Raw genomic sequence first — 18852 nt, 5'->3', positions numbered from 1 at the left:
TGCACTGAAGCGCCTCATTCGCCACCCGGTGTCGGCTGTCCCCCATAGGGTCCGTTCATGGCCGAGTTGCATCTCCGGGCCGACGACGACCACGTCGAGCGCCTGGCCCACGAGAACGACCCTGTACGGGCGATCGTCGAGCTGATCTGGAACGCCATCGACGCCGAGGCGCCGACCGTGACCGTGGAGCTCAAGCACGACGACACGCTCGGGGCCGTCACCAAGACGATCGTCACCGACACCGGCCATGGCATCGACCTCGACGAGCTCGACTCGACGTTCGGCCGGATCGGCGGCTCGTGGAAACGGCTCGCGACCAAGAGCAAGAACGACAAGCGGGGTCTGCACGGCGAGCGCGGAGAGGGCCGCCTGCGGGCCTTCGCACTCGGCAGTCGCGTCACTTGGTCGAGCCACAGCGTCGATGCTTCGGGCGTCCTGCACCGCGTCGAGATCAGCGGGACAACCGAGCACCGGCATGTCTTCGAATGGGATGCGCAGCCCGTAACCGGCGTACCCACAGGGACCGTCGTGACCGCCTACAACGACGGCCAGAAGGCGCTCGGCGCCCTAGAGGCAGCTCGTACGAGGTCGGTGTTGCTGTCGCACTTTGCGCCGGTGCTGCTCAACGACGAAGACCTCCGCATCACGTATCTGGGGATCGACCTCGACCCCGCTGACGAGATCGCAAGCAGCACCGAGTACCCACTCCCCTTCAGCGATGAGGCCGGCGCCCAGCCCGAGGCGGCGCTACGGATCATCGAATGGAAGTCCGTCAAGCACCGGGCCATCTACTACGGCCAGGACGCCGAGCACTTCGTCTACGAGGAGTCGGCCGTCGACGTCGAGACGCAGTTTCGCTACTCGGCGTACGTGACCTGGAGCGGCCTCGATCACGACGCCCTGTCATTGATCGGCCTCGGCGACATGTCCGACGCCCCGGTGAGCGCGCTCTGGACCGCCGCCCGCAAGGGCATCCGCGAACACTTCCAAGCCCGCCGCCGGGAACGCCGGCGCGACCAGCTCGATAGGTGGAAGCAGGAGAAGGTCTATCCCTTCGAGGGCGAAGCGAAGTCGGAGACGGAGAAGGCGGAGCGGGCGATCTTTGACGTGGTCGCGGGCACCATCGCACCGCAGATCCCGGCCAAGAAGGACCCCGCCCGGGTGACCCTGGGGCTGCTGCGCCATGCCCTGCGCCAGGACCCTGAGCAGCTTGGCGTGCTGTTCAACGAGGTGGCCTCGCTCAATCAGGAGGACCGAGAGTCACTGACGCGGTTGCTCGGCGAGACCACCATGTCGGGCATCATCAAGGCGGCCAACGTCGTGACCGGTCGGAATAAGTTCTTGGCTGGTCTGGAGCGGCTCATCTTCCCACCGGACGGCACCGACACCATCGGTGAGCGCGATCACCTCCACCCGATGCTGGAGCGGGAACTGTGGATCTTCGGCGAGGCGTACCACCTCATGAGCAGCGAGCGCGGTCTCACTGAGATGGCCCGCAACCACCTGAAGCTGCTCGGCCTCCCCAGTAAAAAAGTGGAGCCGGTTAAGCGCTGGGATGAGAAGACGGGCCGCGTCGATCTTCACCTCGCGGTGAAGATGGAGGAGTTTGAGGTCGCCCGTCACCTGGTCGTCGAGCTGAAGGCGCCGGGCATCACGTTGGGCCGCAACGAGCTCAACCAGGTCGACGACTATGCGGACACGATCCTGCAGAAGTCGGTCTTCGCGACCGACAAGGCGACGTGGGACATCATCCTCGTCGGTACCGACTACGACAGCAACGTAGAGAACCGCTTTGTCGCCGGCCATCGATCCGAGGGACTCATCCTCGGGCCAGAGCCGAAGCCCGGACGCCCGCGAGTTCGCGTCTTCGCTCGGCGCTGGCGGGACATCCTCGACGAGAACCGGGCGCGGCTGCGCCTGGTGACCGACAGTCTTGAGCACGACCCGTCGCTTGAGGACGGGCTGCGTCACATTCAGGAGCAGTTTGCTGACCTTCTGCCCACTGCTCTGCAAGGTGAGCAAGAGGAAGCGTCCTAGCTCGAACAGCCTTGGGTTCGGCTCTCGCTCAGTCTTCGCCTGTGGGCGTAGTCCTCGGTGCGACCGGGTGCCTCGCCACCCGCGACCCGGTGATCGCGACCCGGCTCCGGACCTGCGTCGCCTCGGCGAGCGTCGTCGTCGGCGGGAGCACGAAGCGCGCACCGAACTCGACTTCGCCGCTGAGCTTGGCCTGACCTTCGCCGTAGCCGTTGCCCAGGAGGGACGGTGCGCCGAGCTCCTTGAGCCGGTCAACACGATCGGTCTCCCGCTGCATCCGCTTGCGCGGCGGGTACGGCCGCCAGGGGATCCACTCCTCAGCCGCTAGGTACTCATGCCACAGACCGCTCAGGTGGTGCCAGTCGTACCCCTTCGACGCTCTGACCCCCTGCTGCTTAGGGAAGAAGCGGACCTCGACACCGCGCAGACCACTGCCGTCAACGAGCTTGTCGACGTCCTGCGTCGGGAGGTGCTCGGTCGCTTGTGCAGGTGGTCCATGCCATGCCCGGACCATTAAGGGCACCAGCCCGAGCCGAGGCAGAGCGCGACGGGGCCGCGCCGACCACGCCCCCTTCGACGCAACGATGGACCCGCGTCATTGCGCCGCATGTCACGCGCAGTGGGGACGGTCGCTTGTTGACGTGAAACGCTCAGCCGCTACGACGTCGCTGCGGTCGCGTGCCTCGTTGACTCTCATCCACTCGCGCCGACCAACTAATCAGTTCCCCGACAGACGCAACCCGGTTGCGGCGCTCTGCGAGCCAGGCGTAGCAGACGTGAATCCTGTAGTGCTGAGGTGTGTTCGGGTGATCGACTGAGGGTTCGACGCAGAGTTTGCCGGCGCGGCGGACGATCACGTAGCCCGACTCGCTGTCGCTTCGAGCGCGCGGTTTGGACTCGAGGGGTCGGTGGTCGAGGTCGGGGACCCAAGCCAGTTCGACTCCACAGCTCTCACAGTTTGTGTAGCGCACGTTCATGGCCAACTCCTTGCCTTCCAGAGTCCTCCCGCTCATGACGCCCTGCGGCTCGACACGCCGGAAGGAAGTCGTCGCTGCCTGCGCCCGCGGGTGCTGATGCCGTCACTTGGACAGTCGTCGAGGCTGCGGACTAACCGTCGTTGGCAGGCTGGAGGTACAGACCTGCGTTGCGGACGCCGATATGCCTGGCATGAGACCAGATGAGCGATGGGCCGCCAATCGTGCAAGTGCGCTTGCAAGTCCTGCAGCGTCTGCACTAGTGCACAGTCGCTTCGGCGCTGTGACCTGCGGTTTTCGCCGCGCCCTGACCTTTGCGTACATCTATGAGGGAACGATTCGATCAACCCGGGCGTCGGCGTCGGCTGACCTCGCCTCACGCGTTTACGCAGGTCAGACTGAACTTCCTGCCGTACATCGCCTCGCCGTTGGAATGTGTCTGCGCGGCCGCGGCGGCCGCCAATCCTGCAAGTTTGCAGGCAGGCATTGGCGGAGTTTGGTGCACGGAGTGCCGTCAATCCGTCTCTCACGCAACCGCCGCAGAGCGAGGTGCCGAGGGCACTCTGATGCAAGCACCCATGTGTCGCGCCAATGCCGGCATTGCACGGCACGGAGAGGTGCGCGGTGAAGGGACTAGAAACCGGGGTGCACGTCACCGGTGCTACCTATCGCGTCCAGCGGTCACGAGGAACGCACACGCTGCGCGCCTCGTTCAAGACTCTCGCCGAGGCCAACGCCTACGCACTTGCCATCGAGGCTGCCTGGGCAGCGGGTGCCATTGCGCCATCCGTCGACGAGTTCAGGGCCGGTTTCGTCGCCCCGGGTGAACGAACCACTCTCGATCCCTCTGTCCCGACGCGGCTAAACGACCTGGTCGAACGAGCGATTACCGCACACCAGAACAACAAGCACCTTGCCGCCGACGGAGTGCCCAAGAAGATGCGTGCTCACTGGGCGAAGCACGGGGCGTTCTTCAACAACGTCGACGTTCGCAACCTGACGCGCGAGCAGGTTCACCGGTTTGCCGACCACCTGTACGTGAACCGCCTATCCCGACTGACCGCGAACGAGTACATCAGGCTGGTGCGAATGGCGTGCGACATGGCGATGGAACTCAAGATTGTGCCCACTAACGTCGCGAGAGGTGTCGTCGGCCGCGTCCAGGACAACCCACTTACGCAGAGGGATCGTGTCCAGCCCCGACCCCTCACGCCTACAGAAGTCAAGACCTTCGCAGCTCAGTTCCCTGACTGGCTCCAAGTCGGAGTTCTCTTGATGTACGTCGGGTGTCTGCGGATCAGCGAAGTCTTCGGTGTTGAGCTCCGCGACTGGGATCCCTTCACTCGCACGCTGCGCGTCCGGCGCCAGGGAGGACTGCAGAAGAATGAAGGAAGGCGTGACCCGAGCCGGCCAGACGACGCGGACGGCAAACTCAAGACGAAGAGCAGCCGCCGCACGATCCCAATCGCGCCGGTGCTCGCCGAGGTCATCGACCGGCACATTGAGGCACAGCACGGACCGCGTCCCCTTGACACTGACCTCGAGCACGAATGGCTCAAGCGTCGATTGATCAGTACGGAGGGGCTTCCCAAGCCGCGACAGGGCGTGGTCATTGCTCGATGGCAAGGCGCCTTGCGTGATGTGGGGCTCGACTTCGATACCGTCGGCTTCAAGATCGGACGGCACTTCCTACGCAAGTCTGGCTCGACGGTGATCGGCATCGGCAACATTCGAGGCAAGCTGTGGAGCGCATACCTCGGCCACGAAACACCGGCCGAATTCGGTGGTTCGCTCACCACCGTTCGCCACTACTTCGACCTGCCCGATGAGGAGTTGATCGTCGTCGCAGAGCGCTGGGAGGACGTCATCCGTTCAGAACTCAGCGACCTCTTCATCTCGCCCGCTCTCGCCGACACGCCACACATGACCCAAAAGGAGGCAGCGCTCACACTCGGTGTCCACGAAACCCACGTGGGTTGGATGGTGAGGCAGGGTCACCTGCTCCTAGCGCCTGCCGAGGAAGTCGAAGGCCTCCGACACAAGACTGGAACCAGACGCTTCAAGAACAGGATCCTGGTGTCCGGTCCGAGCGTGCGAGCCGAGTTGGAGCGGAGGACGGCACTGATGCCAAACATGTCCGAGAAGGATGTCGCGCGGGAACTGGCCATCTCGATCCACTACGTCCAGACGCTCCGCAATCGGGGCCTGCTTACGGCCGAGCGTGGCCGCGACAAGGCCTGGCAGTACGACGTCGAGGTAGTCCGGACGATATCTTCCCTCCTCGAACTTGAGAGGAGCGAGTCACATCTATACATGGCAACGGGGGAGGCGGCACGTTGCTTTGGTCTGACGAACTACGAGTTCGAGCGCGCTATCGCGGACAGGCTACGAAGCCGAACACTTCTGGTGTCTCAACAGCGCCAATACCTTCGCGCCGATGTTGAGCAGCAAAAGGAACGCCGGGCCGGATGAGCACACTGAGTTCGAATTTGCGGAAGGACAGTTCCTGATGCGGTCACGCATCGCTGGTCCTGATGAGGTCTCGCAGGCTCGGATCCAGTTCAACCCGGCGTTCGAATCGTCCGCTGAGTCCGGTGGCCTCCACCGCCGCCGAGGTCAACTGCGTGGCAATCGTCCGCGCGATGGCCTTGTCGGGGGCTTTGATACCGATGCCCATCACGATCGTCAGTGTTGAGTCTTCTATCCCCACGAACGCTGCACCGTTTCCCAGATGGAGCTCGGAAGCAGTCATCAGGTCGTCGAAGATCCGATGGCTTGCCTCCTCGACTGCGCTCGACGTTGCCGTAAACCAACGCCAGACGGCTGTTGGTCGCGGAGGGAGAAGCAGCGTGGTGAGTTCGACGTCTAGGACATCAGCGAGGGCTACCAAGGTACTGAGCCGTGGGTTTGCTGTGTCGCCGGTTGCGGTACGTCCAGACTCGAGCAGCTGGTAGTGGTTGCGCGTAATCCCAGCTGCCTCGCCGAGTTGGGCTTGCGTAAGTGAACGTGCCTTTCTGATCGAGCTCAGGTTGAAGCAGAGGTTCTCGACTGCGGTCGCTGATTTCGGGGCGGCTGTTGGCACTTGAGCAAATGTATGCGGTTCGGAACGCATCGTCTGCGGCTGCCCGGTACGTCTCGATGCTGCGGTTCCGTGGTGACTCACGAGGTGGACGTCGCCGACCGGCTTCAACCGGCACCGCTAACCTGAACATTGTTCAGTTTCCGTCGTCGACAGGTCCTCACATGTCCACCCCCACCTCTGATTCCAGGCCGAACAGCACGCGCGACCTCGCCCTCGTCGCCGTCTTCGCCGGCATCGTCGCGGCCCTCGGCCTCGTGCCGGCCGTCAACGCCTTCGGCGGTGCCGTCCCGATCACCGCGCAGTCGCTCGGCGTGATGCTGGCCGGCGCGATCCTCGGCCCGCGCCGGGGCGCGCTCGCGCTCGTCGTCTTCCTCGCCCTCGTCGCGCTCGGCCTCCCGCTTCTCGCCGGCGGCCGCGGCGGGCTCGGCGTCTTCGCCGGACCGTCTGTCGGCTACCTCATCGGCTTCCCGGTCGCCGCGCTCGTGGTGGGCGCGCTCACCTACGCCGCGGGTGCGCCGTACCGGCTCCCGGTCGGCCTCACCGCCAACATCATCGGCGGCGTGGTGGTGCTCAACCTCCTGGGCATCATCGGCCTGACGCTGCGCGCGGACCTGAGCCCGGGCGCCGCCTTCTCCGCTGCGGCGATCTTCATGCCGGGCGACCTGGTCAAGGCGGTGGTGTGCGCCTTCGTCGCCCGCGGGGTCCACGCCGCGACGCCGGGCCTGCTGCCCGAGCGACGGACGTGGGCACGCCGCGAGCGTGCCGATGCACCAGCCTGAGGTCCAGCCCGAGGTCCAGCCTGAGGTCGTCGACGTCCTGGCGGCCGACGCACCGCTGGACGCGTTCGTCGGCGCACACGAGCAGGGACGCCGCGTCGCGCTGCGGACCTCGGGCACCTCGGGAGGCGCGCGCACGGTCGTGCGCACGACCGGCTCCTGGGTCGACTCGTTCCCGCACGTCTCCGCGCTGACGGGGCTCGACGGGGCGAGCCGGGTGTGGGTGCCCGGCCCGCTGACCGCGTCGATGAACCTCTTCGCCGCCGCCCACGCGACCTTCGCGGGAGCGACCGTCGTCGACTCCCTCGACGGTGCGAGCCACGCCCAGCTGCCCCCGTCGTCGCTGCGCCGGGTGCTTGCCGACCGCGCCGAGGCGCTTGCCGGCGTCCACGTCACGGTGGCCGGCGACGGCCTCGACCGGGCGACGTACGACGCCGCGCTGGCGGCCGGTGCCCGGATCAGCCACTACTACGGTGCGGCCGAGCTGTCGTTCGTCGCCTGGGGCGACCACGCGGAGGCGCTCCGTCCGTTCCCCGGAGTCGAGGTCGCTGCGCGCGACGGCGAGCTCTGGGCGCGGTCGCCCTATCTCTGCGAGGGCTACCTCGAGCCCGGGCAGGAGCCCCGCCGCGACGCCGACGGGTGGATGACCGTCGGCGACCGGGGTGAGATGGTGGGTGACCTCGTCCGGGTGCACGGTCGCGCGGGTGGCATCACGACCGCCGGTGCCACCGTGGTGGTCGCCGACGTGGAGCGGGTGCTCCGCGCGCACGCAGCGGGGGACGTGATCGTCGTCGGGCTGCCCCACGCAGACCTCGGCCAGGTGGTCGCCGCCGCGGTCACCGACCCCGACGACGTACGCCGCTTGCCGGAGGTCGCGCGGCGCGCGCTCACACCCCAGCAGCGCCCCCGCCGGTGGGTCGTCCTCGACGACCTGCCGATGACCGAGGCCGGCAAGCCGGACCGGGCGGCGGTCGTGGCGGCGGTCGTGGCGGCGCTGAGCTCGGAGGACGCTCGGTGAGCGACGCACCCGTGATCGTCGCCGCAGCCCGCACAGCGATCGGCACGGCCGGCCACTCCTTGTCGCACGTCGACGCTGCAGGCCTGGCCGGCCCCGTCCTGGCTGCCGTGGTGGACGACCTCGGACTGCCCGGCGCCGAGGTCGACGACGTGGTCCTGGGCAACTGCATGGGCCCGGGCGGGAACCTCGCCCGGGTCGCGGCGCTCGCTGCCGGGCTGCCCGTCACGGTGCCCGGACTCACCGTCGACCGGCAGTGCGCCAGCGGCCTGGCGGCCGTCGACCTCGCCGTGCGCGCGGTGCGGGACGGTGCCCGACTCGTGCTCGCGGGCGGGGTCGAGTCGGCGAGCACCGCGCCGTGGCGATCCTGGCCGCCGGTCGACGGCGCGCCGCCGGTGCGCTACGAGCGCGCCCCGTTCGCCCCGGCCCCCGACGACCTCGACATGGGAGTCGCGAACGACCTGCTCGCCGCGGAGGCCGGGGTATCACGTGAGGGGCAGGACGCCTACGCCGCCCGGTCGCACGACCTCGCCGTCGCCGCGCGAGCCGCGGGCGCGTTCGACCGGGAGGTCGTGCCGGTCGACGGCGTGACCCGCGACGACCGGCCCCGACCGGGGCTCGCCGCAGCCCGACTGGGCCGCCTGCGGCCCGCGTTCGTCGAGGGCGGGACGGTGACGGCGGGCAACTCGTGCGGGATCAGCGACGGCGCCGCCGCCGTCGCCGTCGTCAGTGCCGAGGTCCACCGCGGGATGGGTCGGCCGGGCCTCCGTGTGCTGGCCACCGCGACCAGCGGTGTCGGACCGGCTCGGCCGGGGATCGGACTCGTCCCGGCCGTGCGCCTGGCCCTGGATCGCGCCGGCCTGGGGCTCGACGACATCGACGTCGTCGAGCTCAACGAGGCCTTCGCCGGCCAGGTGCTGGCCTGTTGCGACGACCTCGGGCTCGACCCCGGCCGGGTCTGCGGCGAGGGCGGCGCGCTGGCACTCGGTCACCCGTGGGGTGCGTCGGGCGCTGTGCTCGTCGTGCGCCTGTTCTCCCAGCTGGTCGACCGGCAGCGCGGGCGCTACGGTCTGGCGGCGATCGCTGCCGGCGGCGGGCTGGGGGTCGCGATGGTCGTGGAGCGAGTTGATGGGGAGCGGGTGGACGCGTGCTGATCGAGCTCGACGGAGTGACCCACACCTACCCCGGCCGTCCCGAACCGGTCGTGCGGGACCTCGACGTCCGCATCGACGAGCACCGGGTCGGCGTCATCGGCGCCAACGGCTCCGGGAAGTCGACCTTCGCGCGGATGCTCAACGGCCTGATCGCGCCCTCGACCGGGCGGGTCACCGTGGGCGGTCTCGACACCCGTCGTGAGGCGCGCGCGGTGCGGGCGAGGGTCGGCTTCCTGTTCACCGACCCGGACTCGCAGATCGTGATGCCGACCGTCGCCGAGGACGTCGCCTTCTCCCTGCGGCGCCGCGGACTGACCAAGGACCAGATCGGCGCGCGCGTCACCGACGCGTTGACGGCGTACGGCCTCGCGGGCCACGCCGACCATCCCGCACACCTGCTCTCCGGCGGGCAGAAGCAGCTGCTCGCACTCGCCGCCGTCACCATCACCGACCCCGAAATCCTCGTGATGGACGAGCCGACCACGCTGCTCGACCTGCGCAACGCGCGCACGGTGGCGCGCTACGTCACCGCCCTGCCCCAGCAGGTCGTGTCTTGCCGCGCAAGGCGTCTTGAACGTCTGAGGCTAGGAGTAGTTCGTCAGTGACTGCGTAGTTGCTCAGGACGGAGAAGACGACGTCGGCTTCCCGGCACGCGTCGCCAGCGGACTCAGCCACTGACGCGGACTGCTTGAGTGCGTCGGCCTTCGCGGAGGTGCGGTTCCATACCGTGGTGCGGTGGCCCGCATCGGTGAGAACGCGGGCTATGGCCGCGCCCATCTGTCCCAGGCCCAGTACGGCGACGTTGGAACGGTCCGTTGCTGTCGTCACGCTGACTGCTCCCTTGTTCGTGGCCAGATCGTGGTGCGGTGCCGCCCGTTTCGAGAGGGACGGTGTTCCAGCAATGTTCATCAGCCCGCCCGGCCGCATTGCTACGTCATCCGCAGAAAGGCGCCGGTCGATCTACTGCATCTGCATGCGACGTTCTGTTGTCGTTAGTTGGCGGACCCAGTCGAGGTGAGTACCGGTTTCGGTCGTGGTGCTCGATCGCAGGACAGGCTGACGTGGCAGAGGCCTCGTGGCCCGCCGAGGCTGTCGTGCCGCTGCACACTGTTGGTACTGCGTCAATCGCCGCACTCCGCTTGTGCGGATTTGGGCAAAGGCCCCACGCCGTTGTCAGGGCACTGTCGGTTCCTCAACCTGAGGAGGAACGATGTCGGAGATCGAGAACTCGAACACCGCGGGCGAGGACGAGCAGCTTGAGCCGCCGGCCAAGCCGCCGGGCCCGCCGGGTCCCCCCGTGCCGGACCCTGACCAGCACGACGACTGATTCACCGATCGCACGGAGCGTGTCGCGCCTGAGGCTGCAGACACGACGAGAGGGCCCAATATGAGTCAGGTACTGGTGATTGGCGCGCGCGGCAAGACGGGACGACACGTGGTGTCCGGGCTCGTCTCGCGTGGCGTGTCGGTGAAGGCGGCATCCCGCAATCCGGATGAGTTCGTCGGCGGACACGGGGTCCCCACGAGATTCGAATGGCACGACGACTCGACCTGGGGGTCGGCTCTTGACGGCGTAGACGCCGTGTACTTGGTGAAGCCCGAGTCCGAGGATGTCGTCGATGTCGTGACGCAGTTCGTGAGTCGCATGCAGGACGCCGGCGTACGCCGACTCGTCCTGCTCTCCGAATGCGCGACTGAGACCCGCACCGACGAGGTAGCGGAGCGTCGAGCAGAACTGGCGGTAGAGGCCACGAGTCTCGACTGGACCATTCTCCGCCCGAGCTGGTTCATGCAGGACCTCATCGACGATGACTTCTTCGGGCCGATGGTCCGCGACGACGGCATCATCGTCATGACCACCGGCGGGTCTGCAACTGCTTGGATAGACGCCCGAGACATCGCCCAGGTAGCCGTCGAACTGCTTATCTCCGGCGGCTCCAGTCAGCAGGCGCTCGACCTGACGGGCCCGCAAGCGCTCACGCTGAGCGAGCTTGCTGACCACCTCAGTGCCGCGAAGGGGACTCCCGTGCTGGGCGTCGAAGAGACGGTCGCCGACGCTGAGAGTCGTATGCGCCGAGACGGGTATGACGAGGACACCGTCGCGTACCTGACCCGGATCGCCGTCAGCATCATCGAAGGACACACCTCCACGGTCACGGGCCACGTCGAGAGCATCACCGGGCACGCACCTCGCACCCTCGAGTCATTCTTGGCCGAGAACGAAGCACGACTTCAACCCTCGGCACCCACGGACACCTCGGAGAGTGTCGAGCAAACGGACCTCGCTGCACAGAACGAGGCGCTCTTCAGGCGTCTGGTCGCTGCATGGGCCAGGAGTGACTTCGACGCGCTGCTCGACTGCTTCGCCGACGACATGATCTACACCGACATGCCCTTCCACGACGCACCCGTTGTAGGCAAGCCTGCCTTCCGGCGACACGTCACCGACTACAACGCCCTGTTCGCCCACGGACACGTAGACACCGAACTCGTGACAGTGGTCTCCACCGACTCGCACGTGGTCGGCGAGCTGTCATGTCGCGCCGTGTATGTGGGTCCCGGCGCGCCGACCGACGGAGTACCGGTCCATTGGTACGCGACACTCGTCGACACCGTTGTGGACGGCAAGGTGACCTCCGAGCACGCGTACTTCGATCCGACGGCATTCGCCAACGCTGTCCAGCACGTCACAGCGTGACGATCCGCATCGCGAGGGGTCGTCTCGGAGACACTGGGCGACCCTTCCTGCGTGACGTGACAGCGATTGTCAGATGACTGACATCGCAGACCTCAACTTAGCCGTCTCCGCGGAAGTCGCCGTGAGCCGCTGAACCTACGTTGGCGAGATGACGATGGACCCGCGCCACGCGCCGCTGTTCGAACCGATCCGCGTGGGACCGAAGACCTTCCGCAACCGGTTCTACGTCGCGCCCCACTGTTCCGGTCTCGGGGTGGAGTATCCGGGTGCGCAGGCATACCTGCGAGGGATGCGGGCGGAAGGCGGATGGGCCGCAGTCAACACCGAGTACTGCGCGGTCGACGCCGAGAGCGACGACTCGCCGTGGGTCCAAGCACGACTGCTCGATGAACGCGACGAAGCCAACCTGCGCCTCATGGTCGAGCGCGTTCACGAGTTCGATGCCCTCGCCGGCGTCCAGCTCGTATACATGGGCGCCGACCACACCGGATACGTCACGCGCCTTCCCGCCGGCGGACCCTCACAGGTCGCCAGCGCCATGTCGGGCCACTCGTGCTACGCCATGGACAAGTCCGACATCCGTCGCATCCAGCAGTCATACGTCGCTGCAGCAGTCCGCGCCCGAAACGTCGGATTCGACCTGATCCAGGTCGCCGCGCGTGAAGGGTTCTCCCTCCCGCTGCAGTTCCTGTGGCGCTACTGGAACCACCGCATCGACGAGTACGGCGGGTCTCTCGAGAACCGGACGCGATTCTGGCGGGAAACGCTGGAGCAGGTACGCGAAGCGGTCGGTGACGACTGCGCCATCGTGGCTGGGTTCTGCTTGGACTCCTTCAACGACACCTCGGACAGAGCATTCAAGGTCAGCGACGACGGGGTGGGTGTCGTCGAACTGCTTGATGACATCGTCGATCTCTGGGACATGCAGGTCGGGCACCTCGAGGACGACGTCAGCTCGTCACGGTTCTTCGAACCGTTCTGGCAGCGCGATTACATCGAGCAAGTCCGGCCCTACGCCAAAAAGCCCATCGCTGCCGTCGGACGGTTCACGGACCCCGAACTGATGGCCCGGGCGGTAGGTGACGGGGTCATCGACATCATCGGTGCCGCTCGCCCAGCGATTTCTGACCCGTTCATCCCCACCAAGATCCGAGAGGGTCGAGGCGATGACATCCGGGAGTGCATCGGTTGCAACATGTGCGTCTCGCGATTCAACAATGGCGGCGGTCGCATCGTCTGCACCCAGAACGCCACCGTCGGTGAGGAGTACCGTCGCGGCTGGCACCCCGAGAAGTTCAATGCCTCCGACCGTGCCGAAGACCCCGTCCTCATCATCGGCGCCGGACCTGCCGGCATGGAATGCGCACGTGTACTGGGCGAGCGCGGTTTCGAAGCAGTCCACCTCGCAGAGGCCGCCACCGAGATCGGCGGTCACGTCAACTGGGTATCGCAGCTGCCCGGATTGCGTACGTGGCGACGAGTGGTGGAATACCGCGAAGCCCAGCTGGCCAAGATGTCGAATGTCAGCGTCCTCACCGGCAAGCACTTCGACCTCGAAGACGTCCTGGACTACGGGGCCTCGACGGTCATCGTCGCAACAGGCGCGAGTTGGGATCGTACGGGGACGAGCCCTCTGACCCACGTTCCCGTCTCTGGCGCCGACGCGTACCCGACCATGGTGTTCACGCCAGAGGACGTCATGCTCGAGAAGCGGGCAGTCGACGGCGACCGAGTTCTGGTCTACGACTGCGACGGCTACTTCATGGGGTCGAGCTTGGCGCAGAAGCTCGCCATGGAAGGCAAGGAGGTCACCCTCGTCACCCCCGCCGACCAGGTCGGTTCCTACCTGTTCCACACCGACGAAGGAGGGCACGTGATGCACGCGTTGCTCGACCTCGGCGTAGAGCTCGTGACGAGCCACGCGCTCGACGGCATCGAGCCAGGGACGGTGAGCGGGCACAACGTCTACCACTCGGCCAAGAACATCAGTTGGTCTGTCGACGCCGTCGTACTAGTCACGCAGCGTCGGTCCCGCAACGATCTCTACGAGCAGTTGACTGCTGCGCCGGATCGTCTCCGCTCCGCAGAGATCAGTCAGGTGCTACGCATCGGTGATTGCGTTGAGCCGCGTGTCATCGCCGAGGCGGTCTTCGACGGCCACCGTCTGGGCCGTGAGATCGACACCCCTGACCCGGCCACGCCGCTTCCATTCATTCGGGAGCAGCGCATCCTGGGGTGGCGAGATGAGGACTACGACGGCGTCCTACGGCACGTGCTGCCCTTGACGCCGGTATCCCGTACGTCGCTCCGATGACGCTCATTCCACGACAGAACAGGATGGACTGAGATGACCTTGTCGTTGGACACGGGACGACGGATTGCACGGTCCGCCCACGCCGCGGCAGACCGACTGCGACTGCGGCCGCTGACGATCGTGGTGCTCGACGGTGGGGGGCACATCGTCGTGGCGGAGAGGTCGGACGCCTCGCCCATCGGTCGATTCGAGATCGCGCGAGGCAAGGCCTACGGCGCATTGGCGCTGGGCATGAACTCTCGCGCGATCATGGAACGGGGCGAGCTTCAGCCACAGTTCGTGGCGTCGGCGACAGCAGCTCTCGACGGACGCGTAATCCCCGTACCGGGCGGGGTTCTGGTCGACGATGTCAGCGGGAGGCTCGTCGGGGCGGTGGGCGTGTCCGGTGACACCTCCGACAACGACGAACTGGTGGCGATGGAGGCCATCGCTGCAGCGGGCCTCGCGCCCCGAGGCGCATGGGCGTAGGCGACCGAACGTCTCCGGGTCGGCTGTCGAGCGACGTCGAGCGCACGACGTTCTAGCTCGTGCTGCCGTAGCGACCAGCGCAGAACGACCGGAGACGCTCGGCCAGGATGTGTAGCTCAACCGCCGCATGATGCTCACGGTCCCAGGCGGCGTGCAGGTTGATGCTGAGTCGACCGGCGGGCGTTCGGATGGCCACGGGCACGAGATCGAATCTCGGATCGTCCGACACCACAGCGACTCCGCGACGAGCCGCTGCAAGCGCCTGCGCGACTCGCGGGTGTGCGCACTCGATGGGTTCATGGTGGGCAAGGCAAGCAGCAACCATGGCGTCGTCGAGCAGAAGACGAGGCCGCGCGGACCGGTCAAGCACGATCAGACGTTCCCTGGCAAGATCCTCAAGGTCCACCTCGTGGCTGGCTGCGAACCGGTGATCAGAAGAGACGTAGGCCCACACCGGAAGTTCCGCGACGAGCTTGCCAGCGAGCTCCCGCGGCGGTGGTGCAGTCAGTATCGCCATGTCGACGCGCGTCCCGATCGCGGCAAGGGCCTGCGGGTAGGTGCATTCTTCGACAGTGATGAGTGGATCGTCAGGAGACAGTTCGGCCAGGAATGGGGCGAGTACGTCCGACAGCGTGGTGGTGGGTGCCGCCATGCGGACGCGAGTCAGCTGGCCGGCGGCTAGGGAGGAGGCAACCGACGCCGCACCGTCCACGGCAGAGGCCACGGAGTCGGCGGCCGCGAGGAACCGACGCCCGGCGGCGGTGAGTTCCAACCTACGACCGGCACGCGTGAAGAGCACGAGCCCCAGGTCGCGCTCAAGCTGTTGAATCTGGCGCGACAGCGCAGGCTGCGACACCAGCAGCTCACCTGCGGCGGCCGAGATGGTGCCGAGACGGGCGACGGCGAGGAAGGTCGTCAACAGGCGCAACTCCATGGCAGCAAGCGTCTCACGCATATGTTCCAAGCGCATATCGCTGTAGCCGAACCGGCATTGGACGACATGACCGATGGCGGCGCACGCTAAGTGGGTGACCACCCACGCACCTGCCGCAATGACCGCTCGCCGCCTCCTCACCGAACTGCCTGGTCCCCGCTCGAACGAGATTGCGCAGCGGAAGTCGGGCGCCGTTGCAGACGGCGTCGGAACGACCATGCCGGTCTACGCCGTTCGCGCGAACGGCGGAACCGTCGAGGATGTCGACGGCAATGTGTTGATCGATTTGGGCTCCGGCATCGCCGTCACGACCGTGGGCTCAAGTACCCCCCGCGTCATCGACGCCGTTCGTCGTCAGGTTGAGGAGTTCACCCACACCTGCTTCATGGTCACCCCCTACGAGCCGTACGTCGAGGTTGCGGAGCGACTCAACCAGCTCACCCCGGGTGACCACGACAAGCGAACCGTCCTCTTCAACTCAGGCGCTGAGGCAGTCGAGAACGCGGTGAAGATCGCTCGCGCGCACACTGGTCGGCAGGCCGTCGTGGTGTTCGACCACGCCTATCACGGGCGTACGAACCTGACGATGGCGATGACCGCCAAGTCGATGCCCTACAAGCACGGCTTCGGACCCTTCGCGCCCGAGGTGTACCGCGCCCCCCTGTCGTACCCCTTCCGGGACTCCGGTCTGGACGGACCGGGAGCGGCGCGGCGCGCGATCGACGTCATTGAGAAGCAAGTCGGCGCAGACAACCTCGCGGCTCTCGTCATCGAGCCCATCCAGGGCGAAGGGGGATTCATCGTCCCCGCTCGTGGGTTCCTTGCCGGGCTTGCGGACTGGTGTCGCCGCGAGGGAGTCGTCTTCGTCGCAGACGAGGTCCAGAGTGGCTTCGCGCGCACCGGCAAGATGTTCGCCTCGGAGCACGACGGCGTGGTACCCGATCTCATCGTGAGCGCCAAGGGCATCGCCGGCGGGTTGCCCCTGTCCGCCGTCACCGGGCGCACCGAGATGATGAACGCCGTGCACGCCGGAGGACTCGGCGGCACCTACGGCGGCAACCCGCTCGCATGCGCCGCCGCGCTCGCCGTCATCGACACCATCCTCGAGGACGACCTAATCGATCGGGCTGTCCAGGTCGAACACCTCATCAAGGGCCGGCTCGAGAAGCTGCGTGCCCGCGACGACCGGATCGGCGACGTTCGCGGTCGCGGGGCGATGGTCGCGGCCGAGCTCGTCCTTGCCGGCACCACCGAACCCGACCCTGGCCTGGCCAAGCAGATCGCCACCTATGCGCACCAGCAGGGCGTCATCGTTTTGACCTGCGGGACCTACGGCAATGTTCTGCGTTTCCTCCCGCCGCTCGTCATCAGTGACGCCGAACTGCACGAAGCATTCGACGTCCTCGACGAGGCGTTCGCAGGAGTGGCGCGGTGAGAGGCATCAGCGTCACTCGTGCCCGGATCGTCGTCGGTGGCGACCCATCGGCTCGGGCCCTCACGCAGCTCGTCGCCTCATGCACGCACCTTGGCCGGGACAACAGCTGAGCCTTCATCGCGTCAGCCGCTCGACCGACAGTCATCGACTCATCCTCCGCGAATCGACCACAGGCGTCGCTGTCGCAACCGCCCCAAGCACACCACCAGAGAGGCCCCTGCCCGTGAGCAAGCTTGACCCCATCTTGACCCGACTGGATCCCGAGGCAGGGATCTTGATCGGCGGGCAGTGGAGAAGGGGAAGTCGTTCGTTCGACGTCGACAATCCCGCAGACAAGACGATCCTGGCCCGAGTCGCAGACGGCGACAAGACACAAGCGCTCGCGGCCGTCTCGGCTGCCGTGGCAGCTGCCGCTGGCTGGCGCGACACGAGTCCGCGGAGTCGCTCGGAGATCTTGTACCGCACGTTCGAGGCGATGCGGCGCGACGCCGACGAGTTCGTTGCGCTCATCTGTGCCGAGAACGGGAAGTCCGAAGCTGACGCTCGCGCCGAGGTCGGCTATGCGGCCGAGTTCTTCCGCTGGTTCGCCGAGGAGGCCGTCCGAACCGGGGGGCAGTACGGCGAGGCGCCGGCCGGCGGGGTGCGTACTGTCGTCACTCATCGTCCCGTTGGCGTCGCGGCGCTCATCACGCCGTGGAACTTTCCGGCAGCCATGGCAACGCGCAAGCTCGCGCCAGCGCTCGCGGCGGGCTGCACGGTCGTTCTCAAGCCTGCTGCCGAGACGCCCCTGACGGCGCTGGCGGTGGCTCGCGCGCTCGAAGCCGCGGGACTCCCCGATGGTGTTGTGAACGTCGTGCCCACTACTGACCCGGCTGAGGTGGTGACGACGTGGATGGAGTCGCCGCAGGTGCGGAAGGTGTCCTTCACCGGATCCACCGGCGTCGGTCGGCACCTGCTCCGTCAGGCCTCGGACCGAATCGTCAACGCTTCGATGGAGCTCGGTGGCAACGCGCCGTTCGTCGTTGCGGCAGATGCCGACCTCGAGGCGGCCGTCGATGGGGCGATGATCGCGAAGTTCCGCGGTGGGGGACAGGCGTGCACCGCAGCCAACCGGATCTACGTCCACGATTCGCAGGCTTTCGATTTCACCGCGATGCTCGCGGCTCGTGTGAGAACACTCCGCGTCGGTCCCGGCACTGACGCCCGTTCAGAGATTGGACCCTTGATCAGTTCCCGAGCAGTGGAGAACGTTCATGGTCTCGTCGACGATGCCCTTAGCCGCGGTGCTCGTATCGCGGCAGTGGCCGAGATTCCGGACAACCTGAGCGGCTACTTCTACGCACCCACCGTCCTGGGCGACGTCGCTCCTGACGCGGCCGCAGTCCAGAACGAAATCTTCGCGCCCGTGGCCCCCGTGGTGACCTGGAACGACGAGTCCGAACTCCTCGACATGGTCAACGGACCCGAGATGGGTCTGGCCGCGTACATCTATTCGCGAGACCTCAAGTGGGCGATGCAGGTCGGCGAGCGTGTCGAGGCTGGGATGGTCGCGCTGAACCGCGGCCTCGTTTCCGACCCTTCCGCTCCCTTCGGAGGACTGAAGCAGAGCGGACTCGGACGCGAAGGTGCTCGCGAAGGCCTCGCTGAGTATCAAGAAACGCAGTACCTCAGCATCGACTGGAGCCCGGCTTGAACGGGCGGTGCCGACGTACCGCCCGGTGGTGGCAGTCCTAAGCGGTCTCCACGACTGACCTTCCACTGGTAGGGAGGCAGCAGTCCTGCCTACCAACGGACCTGCAGCTCGCGCCGTCTAGCGGCGACCGTGTAGCGGTAGGCGGGACATAACTGCGCCAGGGCTCATTGCGGCCCGAGGTGCCAGGCCCAGCCTGTGGAGCCGGTAGGTCGCGGCACTCCTCGGCACAGCTTCAATCGTGCCGAATCTGGTTGGCTGCGACATGTCTCGCTGCG

The 18852-nt window shown here is 66.7% G+C and carries 15 protein-coding genes; 11 read left to right on the top strand and 4 right to left on the bottom strand.

Annotated features, from left to right (window positions below):
- Positions 1-57 precede the first annotated feature (57 nt).
- On the top strand, positions 58-2037 hold the full coding sequence (locus J2X46_RS08730; RefSeq protein ID WP_310249256.1) for an ATP-binding protein: 1980 nt from the start codon (positions 58-60) through the stop codon (positions 2035-2037).
- A gap of 28 nt (positions 2038-2065) precedes the next feature.
- Here J2X46_RS08730 and J2X46_RS08725 read toward each other — a convergent pair whose 3' ends face one another.
- The gene (locus J2X46_RS08725) at positions 2066-2557 is read right to left on the bottom strand and encodes a hypothetical protein (RefSeq protein WP_310249254.1); all 492 of its coding nucleotides are present in this window, start codon (positions 2555-2557) and stop codon (positions 2066-2068) included.
- A 1096-nt stretch (positions 2558-3653) separates the two neighbouring features.
- Here J2X46_RS08725 and J2X46_RS08720 point away from each other — a divergent pair.
- Entirely contained in the window at positions 3654-5480 is a 1827-nt protein-coding gene (locus J2X46_RS08720; RefSeq protein WP_310249252.1) for a site-specific integrase, read from the top strand.
- 43 nt (positions 5481-5523) lie between these two features.
- Here J2X46_RS08720 and J2X46_RS08715 read toward each other — a convergent pair whose 3' ends face one another.
- Positions 5524-6090, bottom strand: coding sequence for a helix-turn-helix transcriptional regulator (locus J2X46_RS08715; RefSeq protein ID WP_310249250.1), 567 nt, complete (start codon positions 6088-6090; stop codon positions 5524-5526).
- Positions 6091-6251: 161 nt separating this feature from the next.
- On the opposite strand from J2X46_RS08715, the gene J2X46_RS08710 reads away from it, so the two are divergent.
- From J2X46_RS08710 to J2X46_RS08695, 4 genes are read left to right on the top strand one after another with little or no spacing between them, the layout of a single operon-like run.
- A complete protein-coding gene (locus tag J2X46_RS08710; RefSeq protein ID WP_310249247.1) occupies positions 6252-6869 on the top strand; it encodes a biotin transporter BioY in 618 nt (205 codons plus the stop codon).
- The gene (locus J2X46_RS08705; protein ID WP_310249244.1) at positions 6856-7884 is read left to right on the top strand and encodes an AMP-binding enzyme; all 1029 of its coding nucleotides are present in this window, start codon (positions 6856-6858) and stop codon (positions 7882-7884) included. The genes J2X46_RS08710 and J2X46_RS08705 overlap by 14 nt, the downstream gene beginning before the upstream one ends.
- Positions 7881-9035, top strand: a complete 1155-nt coding sequence (locus J2X46_RS08700; protein ID WP_310249243.1) for a thiolase family protein — start codon at positions 7881-7883, stop codon at positions 9033-9035. The genes J2X46_RS08705 and J2X46_RS08700 overlap by 4 nt, the downstream gene beginning before the upstream one ends.
- Positions 9029-9640: an ABC transporter ATP-binding protein gene (locus J2X46_RS08695; RefSeq protein ID WP_310249240.1), complete on the top strand. Its 612-nt coding sequence runs from the start codon at positions 9029-9031 to the stop codon at positions 9638-9640. Before J2X46_RS08700 ends, J2X46_RS08695 begins: the two co-directional genes overlap by 7 nt.
- Here J2X46_RS08695 and J2X46_RS08690 read toward each other — a convergent pair.
- Entirely contained in the window at positions 9561-9944 is a 384-nt protein-coding gene (locus J2X46_RS08690; RefSeq protein WP_310250688.1) for an NAD(P)-binding domain-containing protein, read from the bottom strand. The two genes, J2X46_RS08695 and J2X46_RS08690, sit on opposite strands and share 80 nt — an antisense overlap.
- A gap of 478 nt (positions 9945-10422) precedes the next feature.
- On the opposite strand from J2X46_RS08690, the gene J2X46_RS08685 reads away from it, so the two are divergent.
- The 3 genes from J2X46_RS08685 to J2X46_RS08675 all read left to right on the top strand — a co-directional run bounded on the left by J2X46_RS08685 (position 10423) and on the right by J2X46_RS08675 (position 14515).
- Positions 10423-11733, top strand: a complete 1311-nt coding sequence (locus J2X46_RS08685; RefSeq protein ID WP_310249237.1) for an NAD(P)H-binding protein — start codon at positions 10423-10425, stop codon at positions 11731-11733.
- A gap of 148 nt (positions 11734-11881) precedes the next feature.
- Complete coding sequence (locus tag J2X46_RS08680) at positions 11882-14047, top strand: FAD-dependent oxidoreductase (RefSeq protein ID WP_310249234.1); 2166 nt, start codon at positions 11882-11884, stop codon at positions 14045-14047.
- Positions 14048-14080: 33 nt separating this feature from the next.
- On the top strand, positions 14081-14515 hold the full coding sequence (locus J2X46_RS08675) for a heme-binding protein (RefSeq protein WP_310249231.1): 435 nt from the start codon (positions 14081-14083) through the stop codon (positions 14513-14515).
- A 52-nt stretch (positions 14516-14567) separates the two neighbouring features.
- On the opposite strand, the gene J2X46_RS08670 is transcribed toward J2X46_RS08675, so the two are convergent.
- The gene (locus J2X46_RS08670; RefSeq protein WP_310249228.1) at positions 14568-15449 is read right to left on the bottom strand and encodes a LysR family transcriptional regulator; all 882 of its coding nucleotides are present in this window, start codon (positions 15447-15449) and stop codon (positions 14568-14570) included.
- A 118-nt stretch (positions 15450-15567) separates the two neighbouring features.
- On the opposite strand from J2X46_RS08670, the gene gabT reads away from it, so the two are divergent.
- Together gabT and J2X46_RS08660 are read left to right on the top strand one after the other, a co-directional pair.
- Positions 15568-16884: a 4-aminobutyrate--2-oxoglutarate transaminase gene (gene gabT, locus J2X46_RS08665; RefSeq protein WP_310250685.1), complete on the top strand. Its 1317-nt coding sequence runs from the start codon at positions 15568-15570 to the stop codon at positions 16882-16884.
- Positions 16885-17107: 223 nt separating this feature from the next.
- Positions 17108-18577, top strand: a complete 1470-nt coding sequence (locus tag J2X46_RS08660; protein WP_310249225.1) for an NAD-dependent succinate-semialdehyde dehydrogenase — start codon at positions 17108-17110, stop codon at positions 18575-18577.
- The last annotated feature ends 275 nt before the right edge of the window (positions 18578-18852 follow it).

Source organism: Nocardioides sp. BE266 (genome assembly GCF_031457855.1).
Classification (GTDB): domain Bacteria; phylum Actinomycetota; class Actinomycetes; order Propionibacteriales; family Nocardioidaceae; genus Nocardioides.
This window is presented reverse-complemented; position numbering and strand designations above follow the sequence as displayed.